Source organism: Pseudomonas sp. NPDC087346 (assembly GCF_044744235.1).
Lineage (GTDB): Bacteria > Pseudomonadota > Gammaproteobacteria > Pseudomonadales > Pseudomonadaceae > Aquipseudomonas.
This window is the reverse complement of the sequence record NZ_JBIUXX010000086.1, coordinates 1-16,672: the sequence shown is the minus strand read 5'-3', so window position 1 is coordinate 16,672 and position 16,672 is coordinate 1. Positions and strand designations below refer to the sequence as shown.

The following is a 16,672-nucleotide window of genomic DNA, read 5'->3' as shown; positions in this document are numbered from 1 at the left end:
AATCATAATCAAAAAGAAATCTAAAAAATACAATATACATCATAAGATAGAGCTTAACAAATAATGCGGCAAAGTGATCCAGCAGACTCGTCTGTACGATCCGAACAAGGACGAAACCCGTCCGATGCGCAGTAAAGAGGAAGCCAACGACTACCGTTACTTCCCCGATCCGGACCTGCTGCCGGTGATCATCGAGAACTCGTTCCTCGACGAAGTGCGCGCCACCCTGCCGGAACTGCCACCGCAAAAACGCGAGCGCTTCCAGGAGCAGTTCGGTCTGTCGGTCTATGACGCCAGCGTTCTGGCCACCAGCCGCGAACAAGCCGATTACTTCGAGAAAGTCGCGAGCATCGGCGGCGACGCCAAACTGGCGGCGAACTGGGTGATGGTCGAGTTGGGCAGCCTGCTCAACAAGCAAGGCCTGGACATCGAAGCGTCGCCGGTTTCGGCCGAGCAACTGGGCGGCATGCTGCTGCGCATCAAGGACAACACCATCTCCGGCAAGATCGCCAAGGTCGTGTTCGAAGCGATGGCCAACGGCGAAGGCAGCGCGGACGAAATCATCGACAAGCGCGGTCTCAAGCAAGTGACCGACAGCGGTGCAATCTCGGCGGTACTGGACGAAATGCTCGCGGCCAACGCCGAGCAGGTCGAGCAATACCGTGCGGCAGACGAAGCCAAACGCGGCAAGATGTTCGGCTTCTTCGTCGGCCAGGCCATGAAAGCCTCCAAAGGCAAGGCCAACCCGCAACAGGTGAACGAATTGCTGAAAAGCAAGCTCGAAGGCTGATGCAAATGGAGCCAGATGTCATGCCTGGCTCCATTCCCCGCAGGAGCAACTGTGGCGAGGGGATTTATCCCCGTTGGGCTGCGAAGCGGCCCCTATTCCTGAGTACGAGGTATATCAGTCAAACCAAGTACCCAGGCCTGGGGACTGCTGCGCAGCCCAACGGGGATTTATCCCCTCGCCACAAAAGCCTCGCAAAATTGTTTCGGGACACCTTTGAATGAAGCGTCTGTTCATCAGCTGCGCCCTGCTCTCTTTACTGGCCGGTTGCGCCAGCACTGACACCATCGACCCGCACGGTTACGACCAGACCGGCGTCGCCTCCTATTACGGAGCCAAACACCACGGTAAACGCACCGCCAGCGGCGAAGCGTTCAACCAGAATTCCCTGACCGCCGCCCATCGCCAATTGCCATTCGGCACGCGGGTGAAGGTCACCAACCTGAAAAATGATCAATCCGTCGTAGTGCGAATCAACGACCGAGGCCCGCATACTCGTGGGCGCCTGATCGACCTGTCCCGCGAAGCCGCAGACCAGATCGGCATGCTGCGCTCCGGCACCGCACGGGTTCGCGTGCAGGCCCTCGACGACTGACTGATGGAGCACAAATCATTTTCGGATTAGCCGATATCCCGCTGATCAACCTGATCGAACTGTTCAGCGGTTTGCTCCTGCTGATCGTCGGCGCTGAATTGATGGTGCGCGCCGCCGTGCGCCTGGCCGCGCGCCTGCATGTTCGGCCACTGATTATCGGCCTGACCATCGTCGCCCTCGGCAGCAGCGCACCGCAGATGACCGTCAGCCTGCAAGCTGCGCTGACGCACAACCCGGACATCGCGGTTGGCAGCGTGATCGGCAGCAGCATTTTCAACATCCTCGTGACCCTCGGTTTGTCCGCGCTGATCATTCCTTTGCGGGTATCACGGCAACTGGTGCGTCTGGATATTCCGCTGATGATCGGCGCCAGCCTGCTGGTGTTCGTCATGGCGTGGAATGAACAGATCAGTCGCTTCGACGGGGTTCTGCTGCTCGGCGCATTGGCGCTGTATCTCGGCTTGCTATTGCGTCAGTCGCGGCATTCGGTGCGCCCGCACTCCGAACAACCGCAGGGGCCGCAAGCGCCGTGGTTCAGCAGTCTGCTGATGATCGTCGGCGGTCTGGCACTGCTGGTTTTCGGCGGGCATTTGCTGATCGGTGCTGCAGTGGTGGTGGCGACTGACCTGGGTTTCTCCGAGCGGGTGATCGGCCTGACCGTCGTCGCCGTCGGCGCCTCGCTGCCGGAACTCGCGACCTCGCTGATCGCTGCATTGCGCGGACAACGGGATATCGCCGTGGGTAACGTGATCGGCGCCAATCTGTTCAATCTGCTCGGGGTGCTAGGCCTCACCGCGCTGATTGCGCCGACGCCGCTGTCGGTCTCACCGAATGCGCTGGATTTCGATTTGCCGGTGATGCTCGGTGTCGCCGTGCTGTGCCTGCCAGTATTCTATTCCGGCTATCGCGTGACCCGCGCCGAAGGTTTGTTGCTGCTCGGTTTGTACCTGGTTTATGCGCTGCATGTGGTGTCGTTCACCACTGGCATGCCGCTGGCCGGCAGGCTCGAACGAATGATGCTGTTTTATGTGCTGCCGTCGCTGCTGGCGTTTCTGCTGTTCACGTCAGTGCGCGCCTGGCGCCGCCAACACCACAAAAGGGATATGCCATGACCGATTCGAAGAAGTCCGGGGTTGAAGTCCGCCGCCAGGTAATGGGCGATGTGTTTGTCGACCGCGCCTTGGGCAACGCCACCGAATTCAGCCAGCCGTTGCAGGATTTCGTCAACGAACACGCGTGGGGCGGTGTGTGGAATCGCGAAGGTCTGCCGCTGAAAACCCGCAGCCTGATTACCCTTGCCGCCCTCACCGCACTGAAGTGCCCGCAAGAGCTGAAAGGCCATGTGCGCGGCGCGCTGAACAACGGTTGCACGGTAGACGAGATTCGCGAGGCGCTGCTGCATTGCGCGGTGTATGCCGGCGTGCCGGCGGCGATTGATGCGTTTCGGGCGGCGCAGGAAGTGATTGATACCTACCAAAAACCTGAGTGATTCAGTGCTGCTGAAATAGCTATCGCTAGCAGGCTAGCTCCCACAGGTTTGGTGGTGTTAAGCAAATTTCATCAGCACTGAGAATCCCTGTGGGAGCTAGCTCCCACAGGTTTGGTGGTGTTAAGCAAATTTCATCAACACTGAGAATCCCTGTGGCAGCTAGCTCCCACAGGTTTGGTGGTGTTAAGCAAATTTCATCAACACTGAGAATCCCTGTGGGAGCTAGCCTGCTAGCGATGAGGCCCTAAGCAACACCGCAAAACTCAGAATCAGATCCACCCGCCCCACTGCAAAAAGAAGATCCCGAGGTTGGTGGTGATCGCCGCCATCAGCGTGGTCAGCACAATGATCGCCGCCGCCAGCTCATGATTGCCCTGTGCCGCCCGGGCCATGACGAAACTGGCCGCCGCCGTCGGGCTGCCGAAGTACAGAAACAGAATCCCCAGCTCCGCCCCGCGAAACCCGCACAGCCACGCCCCAAGGGTCGCCAGCACTGGCAGACCGATCATCTTCACCAGACTCGAACTCAGCGCCATGCTGCCGCTCTTGCGCAACGCCGCCAGTGACAGCGTGCCGCCGATGCAGATCAATGCCAGCGGCAACGTGGTTTGCGCCAGATATTGCCCGGAGGTTTCCAGCCATCCCGGCAGGCTGATCTTGAAGTAAGCGAACGGTGCCGCAGCAATCACGCTGATGATCAACGGATTGCTGAACACGCTTTTGCAAATGCTCCACGGATCGGACTTGATCACCGGGCTGTACACCGCCAGCACAATGGTCGAAAGGGTGTTGTAGAAGAGGATCACCAGCGCCGCGAGAATCGCCCCGAGCGAGATGCCGTAATCGCCATACATGCTCGCCGCCAGCGCCAGGCCGATCACCCCGTTGTTGCCGCGAAACGCGCCCTGGGTGTAGATGCCGCGATCTTCACGCGGACATTTGATGATCGCCCAGCCCCAGGCGATGGCGAAACACACCAATGTGGCGACGGAGAAGTAGATCAGCAGTGCCGGTTGCAGTGCGGCGTGCAGGTCGGCATGCAGAATGCCGAGAAACAACAGCGCCGGCATGCTGACGTTGAATACCAGCGCCGACGCGGTGTGGATGAAGTTGTCGTTGATCCAATCGATGCGCTTGAGCAGCACACCGAGAAACAGCATGGCAAACACCGGCGCGGTGATGTTCAGGGTTTCGAGGAAGATAGCCAGCATGCCGGGGAGCCTTGGAAGTGAGCGTCATCAGGACGCTAATGATAAGCCACTAGACCCTCTTGAAAATCAAAAGATCGCAGCCTGCGGCAGCTCCTACAGGGAAACGCAAATTTCAATGTAGGAGCTGCCGCAGGCTGCGATCTTTTTCCCGGACAACGCGGGCTCAGGTAATCGGCGCCGGGTTGAACAATGTGATGTCGTTATGCAGCTTGTGCTTCTCCGCCCATGTCTGCTGCTTGCCGCTCGCCACATCCAGATAGAAGTGAAACAACTCCCAACCGAGTTCTTCAATCGTCGCACGCCCGGTCGCGATCCGTCCGGCATCGATGTCGATCAAGTCCGGCCAGCGCTGCGCCAGCTCAGTGCGGGTCGACACCTTGACCACCGGCGCCATCGCCAGACCATACGGCGTACCACGCCCGGTAGTGAACACATGCAGGTTCATCCCCGCCGCCAACTGCAACGTGCCGCAGACAAAATCACTCGCCGGCGTGGCGCAGAAGATCAAACCCTTCTGCTTGAAACGCTCACCCGGGCCGAGCACGCCATTGATCGCGCTGCTGCCGGATTTGACGATTGAGCCCAGCGATTTCTCGACAATGTTCGACAAGCCACCCTTCTTGTTGCCCGGCGTGGTGTTGGCGCTGCGATCCGCCTCACCCTTGGCCAGGTAACGGTCGTACCAGTCCATCTCGCGCACCAGTTCCTTGGCGACGGTCTCGGTTTGCGCGCGGGAGGTCAGCAGATAAATCGCGTCGCGCACTTCAGTGACTTCGGAAAACATCACCGTCGCTCCGGCGCGCAGCAGCAAGTCCGAGGCATAACCGAGCGCCGGGTTGGCGGTGATTCCGGAGAACGCATCGCTGCCGCCGCACTGCATGCCCAGAATCAGCTCGGATGCCGGCACGGTTTCGCGGCGGCGCTGGTCGAGTTTCTTCAGGCGGACTTCGGCCAGCGCCATGATCTGCTCGATCATTTCGCTGAAACCGTGACTGGAGTCCTGCAAGCGATACAACCATGGATCACTGAGATCCACCGACGCATCGTCCTCGTGCATCACCTGCCCGGCCTGCAATTTCTCGCAGCCCAGACTGATCACCAGCGCTTCGCCCCCCAGGTTCGGGTTGCGCGCCAGATTGCGCACGGTGCGGATCGGGATGTAGGCGTCGGTGGCGGTGATCGCCACGCCGCAACCGTAACTGTGCGTCAGCGCCACCACGTCATCGACGTGTGGATACTTCGGCAGCAGCTCATCCTTGATCCGTTTTACCGCATGGTCCAACACCCCGGTAACGCACTGCACGGTGGTGGTGATCCCGAGGATGTTGCGCGTGCCGACGGTGCCGTCGGCGTTGCGATAACCCTCGAATGTGAAGCCTTCAAGCGGGGCCTGCGCGGCCGGCACTTCGGTGGACAGCGGCAAACTGTCCAGCGGCGGCGCGGTCGGCATGCGCAGTTGATCTTCCTTGACCCAACTGCCACGGGGAATCGGCTGCAACGCGTAGCCGATGGTCTGCCCGTAACGAATCACCTGGCCGCCCTCGGGAATATCCTCGAGGGTGACTTTGTGGCTCTGCGGCACGAAGTCCACGGTCACCAGGCCATCCGGGAATTCGGTACCCGCAGGCACGCCCTGGTCGTTGACCACGATCACTACATTGTCCCGCTCGTGCAGGCGGATGTAGCGCGGCGAGTCGGAATGTTCAATCAACTGCATGACGCCGCTCCTCAGGAATGCGCTTGAGACAATTTGCCGGTGACTTCAGAACCGCCGTTGGTTGGCGGCTCTTTGAGTACCACACGTTTGATCGGACCAACGATCACCAGGTAGCTGAACACCGCCACCAGCGCGTTGGCACCGACGAACACCAGTGCCCATTTGAACGAGCCGGTGGCAATGATGATGTAGCCAATAACGATGGGCGTGGTGATCGACGCGATGTTGCCGAACATGTTGAACAGCCCGCCGCTCAGGCCGGCAATCTGCTTCGGCGAAGTGTCGGACACCACCGCCCAGCCCAGTGCACCGACGCCTTTGCCAAAGAATGCCAAGGCCATGAAACCGACCACCATCCATTCGATGTCCACGTAGTTGCAGGCGACGATGCTACTGCTGACCAACAGGCCGGCGATGATCGGTGCCTTGCGGGCGAAGGTCAGCGAATGACCTTTACGCAGCAGGTAATCGGAAATCACCCCGCCGAGCACACCACCGATAAATCCGCAGATCGCCGGCAAAGAAGCAATGAAACCGGCCTTGAGAATGGTCATGCCACGCTCTTGCACCAGGTACACCGGGAACCAGGTCAGGAAGAAATAGGTAATGCCATTGATGCAGTATTGGCCCAGATACACGCCAAGCATCATGCGATTGGTCAGCAACTGACGAATGTAATCCCACTTCGGACCGTCGGTCTTTTTCCCCTGCTTCAGGTCCATGTCGACCATGCCGCCGTTGTCGGCGATGAACTGCACTTCCGCTTCGTTGGCCATCGGGTGCTGGCGCGGGCTGTGGATAACCTTCAGCCAGATCAGCGAGAAGACAATGCCGAACATCCCCATGACGATGAACACGTGTTCCCAGCCAAAGGTGTAGACGATCCAGCCCATCAACGGCGCGAACAGCACGGTGGCAAAGTATTGCGCCGAGTTGAAGATCGCCGAGGCAGTGCCGCGTTCAGCGGTCGGGAACCAGGCCGCGACAATACGCGCGTTGCCGGGGAAGGATGGCGCCTCGGCCAGACCGACCAGAAAGCGCAGCATGAACAGCGCAACAATCGCCGTGGACATGCCGAACTCACCGACAAAGCCTTGCAGCACGGTGAACAGCGACCAGGTGAAGATGCTCAGCGCATAGACTTTTTTCGAGCCAAACCGGTCGAGCAACCAGCCACCGGGAATTTGCCCGGCGACGTAGGCCCAACCGAATGCGGAGAAGATATAGCCAAGAGTGACCGCGTCGATACCCAGGTCTTTTTGCAGGCTGGAACCGGCGATGGCGATGGTCGCGCGGTCGGCGTAGTTGATCGTGGTCACCAGAAACAGCATGAGCAGGATCAAATAGCGGACGTGAGTCGGCTTGGACGATTGCATGTAGATGTACTCCCACTGATTATTTTTATGCGCGGGTGAATCTTCTTTGGTCTTGCTTTTGTGGGAGCCGGGCTTGCCCGCGATGCAGACACCTCGGTAATTCAGGCATACCGCGGTGATGCTTTCGCTGGCAAGCCAGCTCCCACAGGGATTGTGTTAACTACGATCCGATGTAGCTGGTCTTCACGACGGTGTAGAACTCCTGGGCATAACGGCCTTGCTCACGTGAGCCATAGGATGAACCCTTACGGCCACCGAACGGAACGTGGTAATCGACACCGGCGGTCGGCAGGTTGACCATCACCATCCCGGCTTGCGAGTGACGCTTGAAGTGGTTGGCGTACTTCAGCGACGTGGTGGCGATGCCCGCCGACAGACCGAATTCGGTGTCATTGGCCATGGCCAGCGCGGCGTCGTAATCGGCCACGCGCACGATGTTCGCTACCGGGCCGAAAATCTCTTCGCGGCTGATGCGCATCGATGCTTCGCTGTCGGCAAACAGCGTCGGCGCGAGGAAGTAGCCTTCGGTGTCGCAGGTCACCAGACCGCCACCGCTGACCAGACGCGCACCTTCGGACTGGCCGATGTCGATGTATTTCATATCCTGTTCAAGCTGCGCCTGCGAAACCACCGGGCCGATATCGGTGCCGGATTTCAGCGCGTGACCGACCTTGATCGACTTCATGCGCTCGGCCATCGCCTCGACGAATTTGTCGTGGATGCCGGCAGTAACGATCAAGCGGCTCGACGCGGTGCAACGCTGACCGGTGGAGTAGAACGCGCTCTGCACCGACAATTCGACCGCTTGCTTGAGGTCGGCGTCGTCGAGAATGATCTGCGGGTTCTTGCCGCCCATTTCCAGCTGCACTTTGGCCTGCCGCGACACGCAGTTGATCGCGATCTGCCGACCGACGCCAACAGAGCCGGTGAAGCTGATGCCATCGACTTTCGGGCTGTTGACCAGCGCTTCGCCAACCACACGACCGCTGCCCATCACCAGGTTGAACACGCCGGCCGGGAAGCCTGCGCGGGAGATGATTTCCGCCAGTGCCCAGGCGCAACCCGGCACCAGATCGGCAGGTTTCAACACCACGCAGTTGCCATAGGCCAGGGCCGGGGCGATTTTCCACGCCGGAATGGCAATCGGGAAATTCCACGGGGTGATCAGACCGACCACGCCCAGCGCTTCGCGGGTGACTTCGACGTTGACGCCCGGACGCACCGACGGCACGTAGTCGCCAGACAGACGCAGGCATTCACCGGCGAAGAACTTGAAAATGTTGCCAGCGCGAGTCACTTCGCCGATGGCTTCGGGCAGAGTCTTGCCTTCTTCACGGGCCAGCAAAGTGCCGAGTTCTTCGCGACGAGCGAGGATTTCAGTGCCGACTTTGTCCAGCGAATCGTGACGCGCCTGAATGCCCGAAGTCGACCACGCCGGGAACGCGGCACGGGCGGCGTCGATGGCGCTGTTGACCTGAGACAGATCGGCCTTGGCGTAGTCGCCAATGGTGTCGCTCAACTCGGACGGGTTGATGTTGGCCGAGTAATCGGCACCGGCAACCCATTCGCCGTTGATGTAGTTGTCGTAACGCTTTGCATCAGTCACTGAAATTCTCCTCTCTACGCAAAAGCCGCTGATCGCTCAGCGGCCTCGGTTGGCTCGGGTGTTATTGCGCACCTTGTTTGTCGATCAGCGCGGCGAGCATTTCGTACTCTTCGCCGGTCAGGTCGGTCAGCGGCGCCCGCACCGGGCCTGCGTCATAGCCGGCGATTTTTGCGCCTGCCTTGACGATGCTCACGGCGTAACCGGATTTGCGGTTGCGGATGTCGAGGTACGGCAGGAAGAAGTCGTCGATGATCTTGCCAACGGTGGCGTGATCTTCACGGGCAATGGCGTGGTAGAAATCCATCGCGGTTTTCGGGATGAAGTTGAACACCGCCGACGAATAAACCGGTACGCCCAGCGCTTTGTAGGCGGCGGCGTAGACTTCGGCGGTCGGCAAACCACCCAGGTAGCTGAAGCGATCGCCGAGGCGACGGCGGATCGACACCATCAGTTCGATATCGCCCAGACCGTCCTTGTAACCGATCAGGTTCGGGCAGCGTTCGGCCAGACGTTCCAGCAGCGGCGCGGTCAGGCGGCAGACGTTGCGGTTGTAAACCACCACACCGATTTTCACCGATTTGCACACGGCTTCAACGTGGGCGGCAACCCCGTCCTGGCTGGCTTCGGTCAGGTAGTGCGGCAGCAGCAACAGGCCTTTGGCGCCCAGACGTTCGGCTTCCTGAGCGTACTCGATGGCCTGGCGGGTCGAACCACCGACACCGGCCAGAATCGGCACGCTGGTTTCGCAGGTGTCGACGGCAGTCTTGATGATTTCCGAATATTCGCTGGCTGCGAGGGAGAAGAACTCACCGGTACCACCAGCGGCGAACAAGGCCGAAGCGCCGTACGGAGCCAGCCACTCAAGGCGCTTGATGTAGCCAGCGCGGTTGAAATCGCCCTGGGCATTGAAATCTGTCACCGGGAACGACAGCAGACCGGAAGAGAGGATGGACTTCAGTTCTTGTGGATTCATTTTTCGAACACCCTGGGTAGCAACATATTGTGAGTTTTTTATGGTCCGGCCAGCGCCGAAGTTGTAGGTCATCGTACAACTTAAAAGATAACCGTCAACTGCATTTCATCGCTGGCAGGCACTTTTTGTCGGACAAGATTGTTCCTTGACGTAGGAAAGTTCTCGGCTAAGCTCGATTTAACTGTATATACATACAGCTAAATAAGAATCCACCGACGACATATCAAGGAGAAAGAAATGTCCGGACTACAAACAAAACCCCAGGAACAACCATCCCCGGTCATAGCGCGTTTCGATGATCTGTTCACCGAAAAAGGCATCGTCTTCAATGCCGACAATCCGCATCTGGTGCTGCACATCGCCGATGCCCACAGCGATGTCGAACCCGTCACCGCCCTCCCCGGCAAAGCCTTGAAAGGCAAGCCGCAGTTGCGGTTCGAAGGTGGCGAACACACCGCGATAGGCGATAACACGCTGCTGCGCTTCGTCGAAAACGCCGAACCGGTGCTCGCGCAAAATGTGCAATTGCACCTGCCCAACGGTCTTGCGCCGACCTATGGGCAAGTGCTGGCACTGGGCGGGGATTTCTACGGGATCGTTGATCGACCGATCAACGACGGCGCGACGCCGGTCGATCGCCTGCAACGCTTCAACGCCGCGTTTGACTCGCTCGCCGTGCTCCCGGCCTCGAAGGTCGAAGCGACGCAGATTCTGGCGGTCATGCAAAAGGAGATCGACGCGGTCAAACAGGCGATCAAGGACGGCAAACAACCACACGAAGCCTATGACGCGCTCGGAGATACGTTGTCCGAAGAGTGGAACAAAATCACCGGCGGCGGCAGTTTCGTCTCGGCGCTGTTCCCGCTCGGTCGCTATCTGAAACTGGCGGCGAACAACGCCGACCACTTCGGCGAATGGGCAAAACTGGCCTACATCGCCGGCCACACCGCCGCCCTGCAAACCGCAATCGCTGCCCGCGCCACGCAGAACGAGCAACAACTGGAACGGGCTTACGCGATGAATGCGTTTGCCGATCACTACCTCACCGACCTGTTCTCTTCCGGCCACTTGCGGGTGCCGCGCAAAGCAATGGCTGCGGCGGTGACACCGAGCGACCTGGGTTCACTGGTCACCCGCTTCATGCATGACGAGGACAGCAAATTCGGCCTCAAGGTGCGCAATGCCCGGGGCGATCAATGGCGCGCGTTTGGCGACAAGCGCTACTTCGATGCAACCGACGCGGACAATCGTGCGCAGGTCAATCAAGCGGTTCAGGCTTCGGCGGATGAGGTGTTTGCCGCCTATCTCAGCGGCACTCTGCCCGCCCCGTCCACATTTGCGGCGCTGCAACGGACACCCGATCTGAGCGCTGTGCTGACTCTGGCGAACAACTTTTCGCCGCTGTTCCGCGTTGAGGGCGGCAAGGTTCTGCGCCGCAAGGATGTGAACAACCTCAACGACACCGCGACCATTGATAACTGGTGGGGCTGGAGCACTTACTTGTTGCTCAAGGACTACAAGCCAACCGGTAACACCCACTAAGGAGAGTACAGATGACGATCAAATTGAAGCTGGAACTGGCGTCGGGACAGTCGCTGGAAGGTGCGCCGCTGGAGTTGCTGGCGGATGGCAAGGCGATTGCGCGCGGGGTTGTGGATAAGCGCGGGGATGTTGTGTTTGCAGTGCAGCCGGGAAAAGTGGCGTTGGCGGTGCGGGTGGATCGGTCGATATTGCAGAGTTGAACTGACTGGCCCCATCGCGAGCAGGCTCACTCCTACAGGGTTATGTGTTGAGCACAGATCTTGTGCACGACATCAATTACTGTAGGAGTGAGCCTGCTCGCGATAGCGATGTGTCAGTCAATACATTACTCAGCCCCGCTGGGCCTGTGCCTCTTCGTGTGCCTGACGCAGTCGTTCGCGGCTGTTGGTCAGGTGCAAACGCATGGCCGCACGGGCCGCGTCCGAATCCTGACGGGCAATCGCTTCGTAAATCTCTTCGTGCTCACGGCTCAGGCGGCTCATGTAATGCTGCTGATCATCATGCGCCAGACGCGCCGAATTCAACCGTGTCCGCGGAATGATGCTGGTGCCGAGGTGAGTCATGATGTCCGTGAAGTAGCGGTTACCGGTGGACAGCGCGATTTCCAGGTGGAAGGCAAAGTCCGAGGCCACTGCATCACTGGCGTGGGCGGCGCTTTCGTTCAACGCATCCAGCGCAGCGCGCATGGTTGCCAGTTGTTCGGGGCTGCGGCGTTGCGCGGCAAGGCCGGCGGACTCGACTTCGAGGCTGATACGCAACTCCAGAATTGCCAGTACGTCACGCAGGGTGACGACCGTCGCCGGGTCGATACGGAAGCCGCTCGGGCTCGGTGTATCGAGCACAAACGTGCCGATGCCGTGACGGGTTTCGACTTGTCCTGCAGCCTGCAATCGGGAGATGGCTTCGCGCACCACGGTGCGGCTGACACCATGTTCCTGCATGATCGCCGACTCGGTAGGCAGCTTGTCGCCACGCTTGAGCAGGCCATCACGGATCTGCTCGCTCAGCACCGTCACCAGTTCCTGTGCCAGGCTGCGGCGCTTGCGCGGAAGGCGCGGGGTGTCGATCAGGTTTTCCATGGCTCAGGTCTTGTCTCGTGGGTTCGGCTTGGTCCGCATGATAGCGCAAGCGGGTTGTACGATCACTTTCCGTCACACCGCAGAACCTGTGGGAGCGTGGCTTGCCCGCGATGGCGTCAGTTCAGCCGATAAAAATGTCGACTGATCGGGCGCCATCGCTGGCAAGCCAGCTCCCACAAGTTTCGCGTAGCGTTTAAGCGGTCACTGCTTGCTCCACCAGGTGCCCGCTGTCGATCCGCACGTGCCGTGGGTGGAAGCGTTTCAGGCTGCTGCGGTGGCCGACGCTGACGATGCTCACGCCCGGCAACTGATCGATCAGCGCCTGATACAACGTCGCCTCATCTTCTTCATCCATCGCCGAAGTGGCTTCGTCCATGTACAGCCAGTGCGGTGCATAAAGCAGTGCGCGGGCGAAGGCCAGACGTTGTTGCTCACCCGGCGACAACATGCGCTGCCAGTGATTGGCCTCGTCCAGTCGTGCGACCAGATGCGGCAAACGGCAGGTCTCCAGCACTTGCACGTAACGCTCCGGCGCGTAGGTATCGCCCGGTTGTGGATAACTCAGCGCCTCACGCAGGGTGCCAATCGGCAAATACGGTTTTTGCGGCAGGAACAGATAACGCGCAGCCGGCAAGCGGATATTGCCGTGACCCCGTGGCCACAAATGCCCCATCGCTCGCAGCAACGTGGACTTGCCGCTGCCGGAACGGCCGCTGAGCATCACCCGGTCGCCCTCTTCCACCGTCATGTCGGCGCTGGTCAGCAAGTGACGACCGTCGGCCAGATCCAGACCGAGGTTATGCACCTTCAATTCGCTGCCCTGATTCTGCACATCGATGGCCGGCGTGCGTTCTTCGTTGTCGCGCATGGCCTGATGGAAACTCAGCAGACGATCACACGTAGCGCGCCAGGAAGCGAGGCTCTGGTACGCGCTGATGAACCAGCTGAAACTTTCCTGAACGTTGCCGAATGCCGAGCTGATCTGCATCAGTTCACCGAGTTCGATCTTGCCGGCGAGGTAACGCGGCGACGCAACAATGAACGGGAAAATGATCGCAGCCTGGCTGTAACCGGCAGTGAAGAATGTCAGGCGCTTGGACACTTTCATGATGTCCCAGAAGTTATGCCAGACATTGCCGAAACGGCTGCTCAAGCGACGGTTTTCGTTTGGCTCGCCGTTGTACAGCGCAATGCTTTCGGCGTTCTCGCGAATACGCACCATGGAGAAACGCAGGTCGGCTTCGAAGCGTTGTTGTTGGTTGTTCAGGCCAATCAAACGACGACCGATCAAATGCGTCAGCCAACTGCCCACCACCGCGTAAACCAGCACGCACCAGAACATGTAGCCGGGAATGGTGATGCCAAAGACTTCGATGCTGCCCGACACGCCCCACAGAATGATCGAGAACGACACCAGGCTGACGATATTGCGCAGCAGGCCAATGCCCAGTTCGAGGGTGTTGGAGGTGAAGTTGTTGAGGTCTTCGGAAATCCGCTGGTCCGGGTTATCGGTGTAACCGCCCTGCTCCAGCTGATAGTAGTTTTTATCGGCGAGCCAACGGGCGAAGTGCTTCTCCGTCAGCCACGCTCGCCAGCGAATCGTCAGCATCTGGGTCAGATACAGCCTGTACACCGCGCCGACAATCGCCACCGCCGCAATCGCGCAGAAATACAGAATCAGCTGCCAGAACGCGGCTTCATCCTTCTTCTGCAAAGCGTTGTAGAAATTCTTGTACCAGGTGTTGAACCACACCGAGATGCCCACGCTGAGCAGCGAAAGCGCTATCACCGCAATCAGCAGCGTCCAGGCCTTGGCCTTCTCTTCACTGCGCCAGTAAGGCGTGATGATTGCCCACACCTTACGAAAAAACTGGCCGCGCACAGCATCGTTGACCGCGGAATATTCAGCGTTCTGATTCATGGAAAAGGCTCGATAAAGAAAAGAACAGACACGCACCGATCATAGTTGATCGGTGCGATTTATCGCGAGGGCTGGCGATAGTCGTTCAGCGCAGGTTCAGCGACGAACCGGGCGCTTCTGCAGTTTGCGCTGCAGGGTGCGGCGGTGCATGCCGAGGGCGCGGGCAGTGGCGGAGATGTTGCCCTCGTGCTCGGTCAGCACGCGCTGGATGTGCTCCCATTGCAGGCGATCGACCGACATCGGGTTTTCCGGCACCAGGCTGTCGAGGTCGGCGTGCTCGGACAGCAGCGCGGCCAGCACGTCGTCGGCATCCGCCGGTTTGCACAGGTAGTTGCAGGCGCCGCGCTTGATCGCTTCGACCGCAGTGGCAATGCTCGAATAACCGGTGAGGATCACCACGCGCATTTCCGGGTCCAGTTCCAGCAGTTTGGGCAGCAGCACCAGACCGGAGTCGCCGTCCATTTTCAGGTCCAGCGCGGCGTAGTCAGGCAGATCGGCCTGGGCGATGGCCAGGCCTTCTTCGGCGGAACCGGCGGTGCTGACGCGAAAACCACGGCGCGCCATGGCACGGGCCATCACGCGGGTGAAAGTTGCGTCATCGTCGACCAGCAGCAAATGCGGCAGTTCTTCGCCTTCGACTTGGATTTCGTCACTCATGTTGGTCTCCTCGGGCGGCACGGGGCAGGCGCAGCTCGGTGAGCGTGCCGCCTTCCTCATGACTATAGAGTTTCACTGAGCCGCCAGCGCGTGTCACGCTGGCCTTGCTCAAAAACAGGCCCAGGCCGAAACCTTTGCCCTTGGTGGTAAAAAACGGTTTGCCGATCTGTTCGGCGATGGCCAGCGGCACACCAGCGCCGTGGTCACGAATGCTGATGGTCAGGTCTTCGGTGTTCCAGTCCAGCGTCACCTGGAGGTTTTCCGGACAGGCATCGGCGGCATTGTTCAACAGATTGAGCAGCGCCTGCGTCAGGTCCGGTGGCGGCGCCATGCGCGGCACGTCGCCCTGGCCGAGACGCTGAAAACGGTAACTGGCTTCGGGGCGCATCAGGTGCCAGCGGTTCAGCGCCTCATCGAGCCAGTCGGTGACATCCTGCATCTCCACCGCCAGACGCCGGTTGGCCTCAGCGGCACGCACCAATTGCTGCAAGGTCTGTTTGCACAGTTTGACCTGATCCTGCAGCACCTTGAGATCGTCTTGCAGCAGCGGATCGTGATGATCCTGCTGCATTTCGTTGAGCAGCACGCTCATGGTCGCCAGCGGCGTCCCCAATTCATGCGCGGCGCCGGCAGCCTGGGTCGCAACAGCCAGCAGTTGCTGATCGCGCAGGCCTTCTTCGCGGCGAATGGCGCGCAACTCTTCCTGACGACGCAGCTCTTCGGCCATGCGCGCAGCGAAAAACGTGATGACTGCGGCGGCAAGGGCGAAGCTCAGCCACATGCCGTAGATCTGCAAGTTCTCGCGGGCAATCGGGAAGGTTTCCAGCGGAAACGGATAGAACCGCGCCAGCAGCAAGGTATATAGCGCCAGCGCAATGCCGGACAGAATCACCGAATAACGCCACGGCAACGTCACCGCTGCGATGGTCAATGGCACCAGATAATAGGAAACGAACGGGTTGGTCGAACCGCCCGAGAAATACAGCAGGGCACTGTGGATAAACAGGTCGCAGGCCAGTTGCAGCGCGTATTCAAGCTCGGTGACCGGCCACGAAGTGCGCAGGCGCACGGCGGTGAACACGCACAACAGCGTCGAGCAACCGAGGGTCATCGCCAGTTGCACCCACGGCAATGGCAGCAGTTCGAGCCAGTAGGCAATACCTACGGACCCGGCCTGCGCGGCGAGCACCAAAGTGCGGATGAAAGTCAGCCGCCAGAGGTTCTGGCGAGTGGCGGAAGTCAGTTGTACGGGGGCGAGCATGAGCTCTCCTGATGAGCGCTCCAGGCGAATCGCACGGAGTATAACCAAGGCGCGGGCTTGAGAGTCGAAAGTGCGGCAAACGACCACATGGCAGAAAGGTTATTTGAGGCTATAAGGCCCCATCGCCAGCAGGCTGGCTCCCACAGGATGTGCATTGCCGGATTTCAAGTCAGGCAGAATCATTCAATAAGTGCATGGCCAGTGTGGGAGCCAGCCTGCTGGCGATTGGCTGCATAGCAGCCCCAACTATCTGTATAGAAGTTGTAACTGGGCGAACCGGATCATAAAAGCTAGAGTCTGATGGTTTCACGCAGGCCCCCGAACCATCACCTGCGCCCCCATCAAGGAGCTTTCATGCACACATTTCGCCGCAGCGCCGCCCTTCTCGCCCTGACCGTCGGCACCGTTGCGGCTAAATGTGTGCATGAAAGCTCCTTGATGGGGGCGCAGGTGATGGT

The 16,672-nt window shown here is 59.6% G+C and carries 14 protein-coding genes and 1 pseudogene; 6 read left to right on the top strand and 9 right to left on the bottom strand.

Features of this window, described 5'->3' with window-relative positions; translation table 11 throughout:
* Positions 1 to 67 precede the first annotated feature (67 nt).
* The 4 genes and pseudogenes from gatB to ACIOZM_RS29090 form a co-directional block, all read left to right on the top strand.
* A pseudogene (gatB, locus tag ACIOZM_RS29105) lies at positions 68 to 790 on the top strand (Asp-tRNA(Asn)/Glu-tRNA(Gln) amidotransferase GatCAB subunit B); the annotation flags it as partial.
* A 217-nt stretch (positions 791 to 1,007) separates the two neighbouring features.
* Positions 1,008 to 1,382, top strand: coding sequence for a septal ring lytic transglycosylase RlpA family protein (locus tag ACIOZM_RS29100; RefSeq protein WP_401220469.1), 375 nt, complete (start codon positions 1,008 to 1,010; stop codon positions 1,380 to 1,382).
* A gap of 50 nt (positions 1,383 to 1,432) precedes the next feature.
* The gene (locus ACIOZM_RS29095; RefSeq protein ID WP_401220472.1) at positions 1,433 to 2,494 is read left to right on the top strand and encodes a calcium/sodium antiporter; all 1,062 of its coding nucleotides are present in this window, start codon (positions 1,433 to 1,435) and stop codon (positions 2,492 to 2,494) included.
* A complete protein-coding gene (locus ACIOZM_RS29090) occupies positions 2,491 to 2,871 on the top strand; it encodes a carboxymuconolactone decarboxylase family protein (protein ID WP_401220467.1) in 381 nt (126 codons plus the stop codon). Before ACIOZM_RS29095 ends, ACIOZM_RS29090 begins: the two co-directional genes overlap by 4 nt.
* 269 nt (positions 2,872 to 3,140) lie before the next feature.
* Here the strand turns inward: ACIOZM_RS29090 and ACIOZM_RS29085 are convergent, their stop codons facing one another.
* From ACIOZM_RS29085 to kdgD, 5 genes are all read right to left on the bottom strand, one after another.
* Complete coding sequence (locus ACIOZM_RS29085) at positions 3,141 to 4,082, bottom strand: AEC family transporter (RefSeq protein WP_401220464.1); 942 nt, start codon at positions 4,080 to 4,082, stop codon at positions 3,141 to 3,143.
* Between the two features lie 163 nt (positions 4,083 to 4,245).
* Positions 4,246 to 5,799, bottom strand: a complete 1,554-nt coding sequence (garD, locus tag ACIOZM_RS29080; protein WP_401220461.1) for a galactarate dehydratase — start codon at positions 5,797 to 5,799, stop codon at positions 4,246 to 4,248.
* An 11-nt stretch (positions 5,800 to 5,810) separates the two neighbouring features.
* A complete protein-coding gene (locus ACIOZM_RS29075; RefSeq protein ID WP_401220458.1) occupies positions 5,811 to 7,175 on the bottom strand; it encodes an MFS transporter in 1,365 nt (454 codons plus the stop codon).
* Between the two features lie 160 nt (positions 7,176 to 7,335).
* Entirely contained in the window at positions 7,336 to 8,781 is a 1,446-nt protein-coding gene (locus ACIOZM_RS29070) for an aldehyde dehydrogenase family protein (protein ID WP_401220455.1), read from the bottom strand.
* Between the two features lie 61 nt (positions 8,782 to 8,842).
* Entirely contained in the window at positions 8,843 to 9,754 is a 912-nt protein-coding gene (gene kdgD, locus ACIOZM_RS29065) for a 5-dehydro-4-deoxyglucarate dehydratase (RefSeq protein WP_008026855.1), read from the bottom strand.
* Between the two features lie 237 nt (positions 9,755 to 9,991).
* Between kdgD and ACIOZM_RS29060 the strand changes: the two genes are divergently transcribed.
* On the top strand, positions 9,992 to 11,296 hold the full coding sequence (locus tag ACIOZM_RS29060; RefSeq protein WP_401220452.1) for a phospholipase: 1,305 nt from the start codon (positions 9,992 to 9,994) through the stop codon (positions 11,294 to 11,296).
* 11 nt (positions 11,297 to 11,307) lie between these two features.
* Entirely contained in the window at positions 11,308 to 11,496 is a 189-nt protein-coding gene (locus tag ACIOZM_RS29055; protein WP_400774890.1) for a hypothetical protein, read from the top strand.
* Between the two features lie 129 nt (positions 11,497 to 11,625).
* Here the strand turns inward: ACIOZM_RS29055 and ACIOZM_RS29050 are convergent, their stop codons facing one another.
* The 4 genes from ACIOZM_RS29050 to ACIOZM_RS29035 form a co-directional block, all read right to left on the bottom strand.
* Positions 11,626 to 12,375, bottom strand: coding sequence for a FadR/GntR family transcriptional regulator (locus ACIOZM_RS29050; protein WP_401220449.1), 750 nt, complete (start codon positions 12,373 to 12,375; stop codon positions 11,626 to 11,628).
* Positions 12,376 to 12,568: 193 nt separating this feature from the next.
* Complete coding sequence (locus ACIOZM_RS29045) at positions 12,569 to 14,296, bottom strand: ABC transporter ATP-binding protein/permease (RefSeq protein WP_401220446.1); 1,728 nt, start codon at positions 14,294 to 14,296, stop codon at positions 12,569 to 12,571.
* A gap of 96 nt (positions 14,297 to 14,392) precedes the next feature.
* Positions 14,393 to 14,953, bottom strand: a complete 561-nt coding sequence (locus ACIOZM_RS29040; protein ID WP_401220444.1) for a response regulator transcription factor — start codon at positions 14,951 to 14,953, stop codon at positions 14,393 to 14,395.
* Positions 14,946 to 16,214, bottom strand: coding sequence for an ATP-binding protein (locus tag ACIOZM_RS29035; protein WP_401220441.1), 1,269 nt, complete (start codon positions 16,212 to 16,214; stop codon positions 14,946 to 14,948). Before ACIOZM_RS29035 ends, ACIOZM_RS29040 begins: the two co-directional genes overlap by 8 nt.
* Positions 16,215 to 16,672 lie beyond the last annotated feature (458 nt).

Bases quoted from the DNA above. Each gene is read 5' to 3' on its own strand.
- ACIOZM_RS29060 (WP_401220452.1), top strand. From the start codon at position 9,992: ATGTCCGGACTACAAACAAAACCCCAGGAACAACCATCCCCGGTCATA.
- ACIOZM_RS29100 (WP_401220469.1), top strand. From the start codon at position 1,008: ATGAAGCGTCTGTTCATCAGCTGCGCCCTGCTCTCTTTACTGGCCGGT.
- ACIOZM_RS29035 (WP_401220441.1), bottom strand. From the start codon at position 16,214: ATGCTCGCCCCCGTACAACTGACTTCCGCCACTCGCCAGAACCTCTGG.
- kdgD (WP_008026855.1), bottom strand. From the start codon at position 9,754: ATGAATCCACAAGAACTGAAGTCCATCCTCTCTTCCGGTCTGCTGTCG.
- garD (WP_401220461.1), bottom strand. From the start codon at position 5,799: ATGCAGTTGATTGAACATTCCGACTCGCCGCGCTACATCCGCCTGCAC.
- ACIOZM_RS29045 (WP_401220446.1), bottom strand. From the start codon at position 14,296: ATGAATCAGAACGCTGAATATTCCGCGGTCAACGATGCTGTGCGCGGC.
- ACIOZM_RS29040 (WP_401220444.1), bottom strand. From the start codon at position 14,953: ATGAGTGACGAAATCCAAGTCGAAGGCGAAGAACTGCCGCATTTGCTG.
- ACIOZM_RS29090 (WP_401220467.1), top strand. From the start codon at position 2,491: ATGACCGATTCGAAGAAGTCCGGGGTTGAAGTCCGCCGCCAGGTAATG.
- ACIOZM_RS29075 (WP_401220458.1), bottom strand. From the start codon at position 7,175: ATGCAATCGTCCAAGCCGACTCACGTCCGCTATTTGATCCTGCTCATG.
- ACIOZM_RS29055 (WP_400774890.1), top strand. From the start codon at position 11,308: ATGACGATCAAATTGAAGCTGGAACTGGCGTCGGGACAGTCGCTGGAA.
- ACIOZM_RS29085 (WP_401220464.1), bottom strand. From the start codon at position 4,082: ATGCTGGCTATCTTCCTCGAAACCCTGAACATCACCGCGCCGGTGTTT.
- ACIOZM_RS29050 (WP_401220449.1), bottom strand. From the start codon at position 12,375: ATGGAAAACCTGATCGACACCCCGCGCCTTCCGCGCAAGCGCCGCAGC.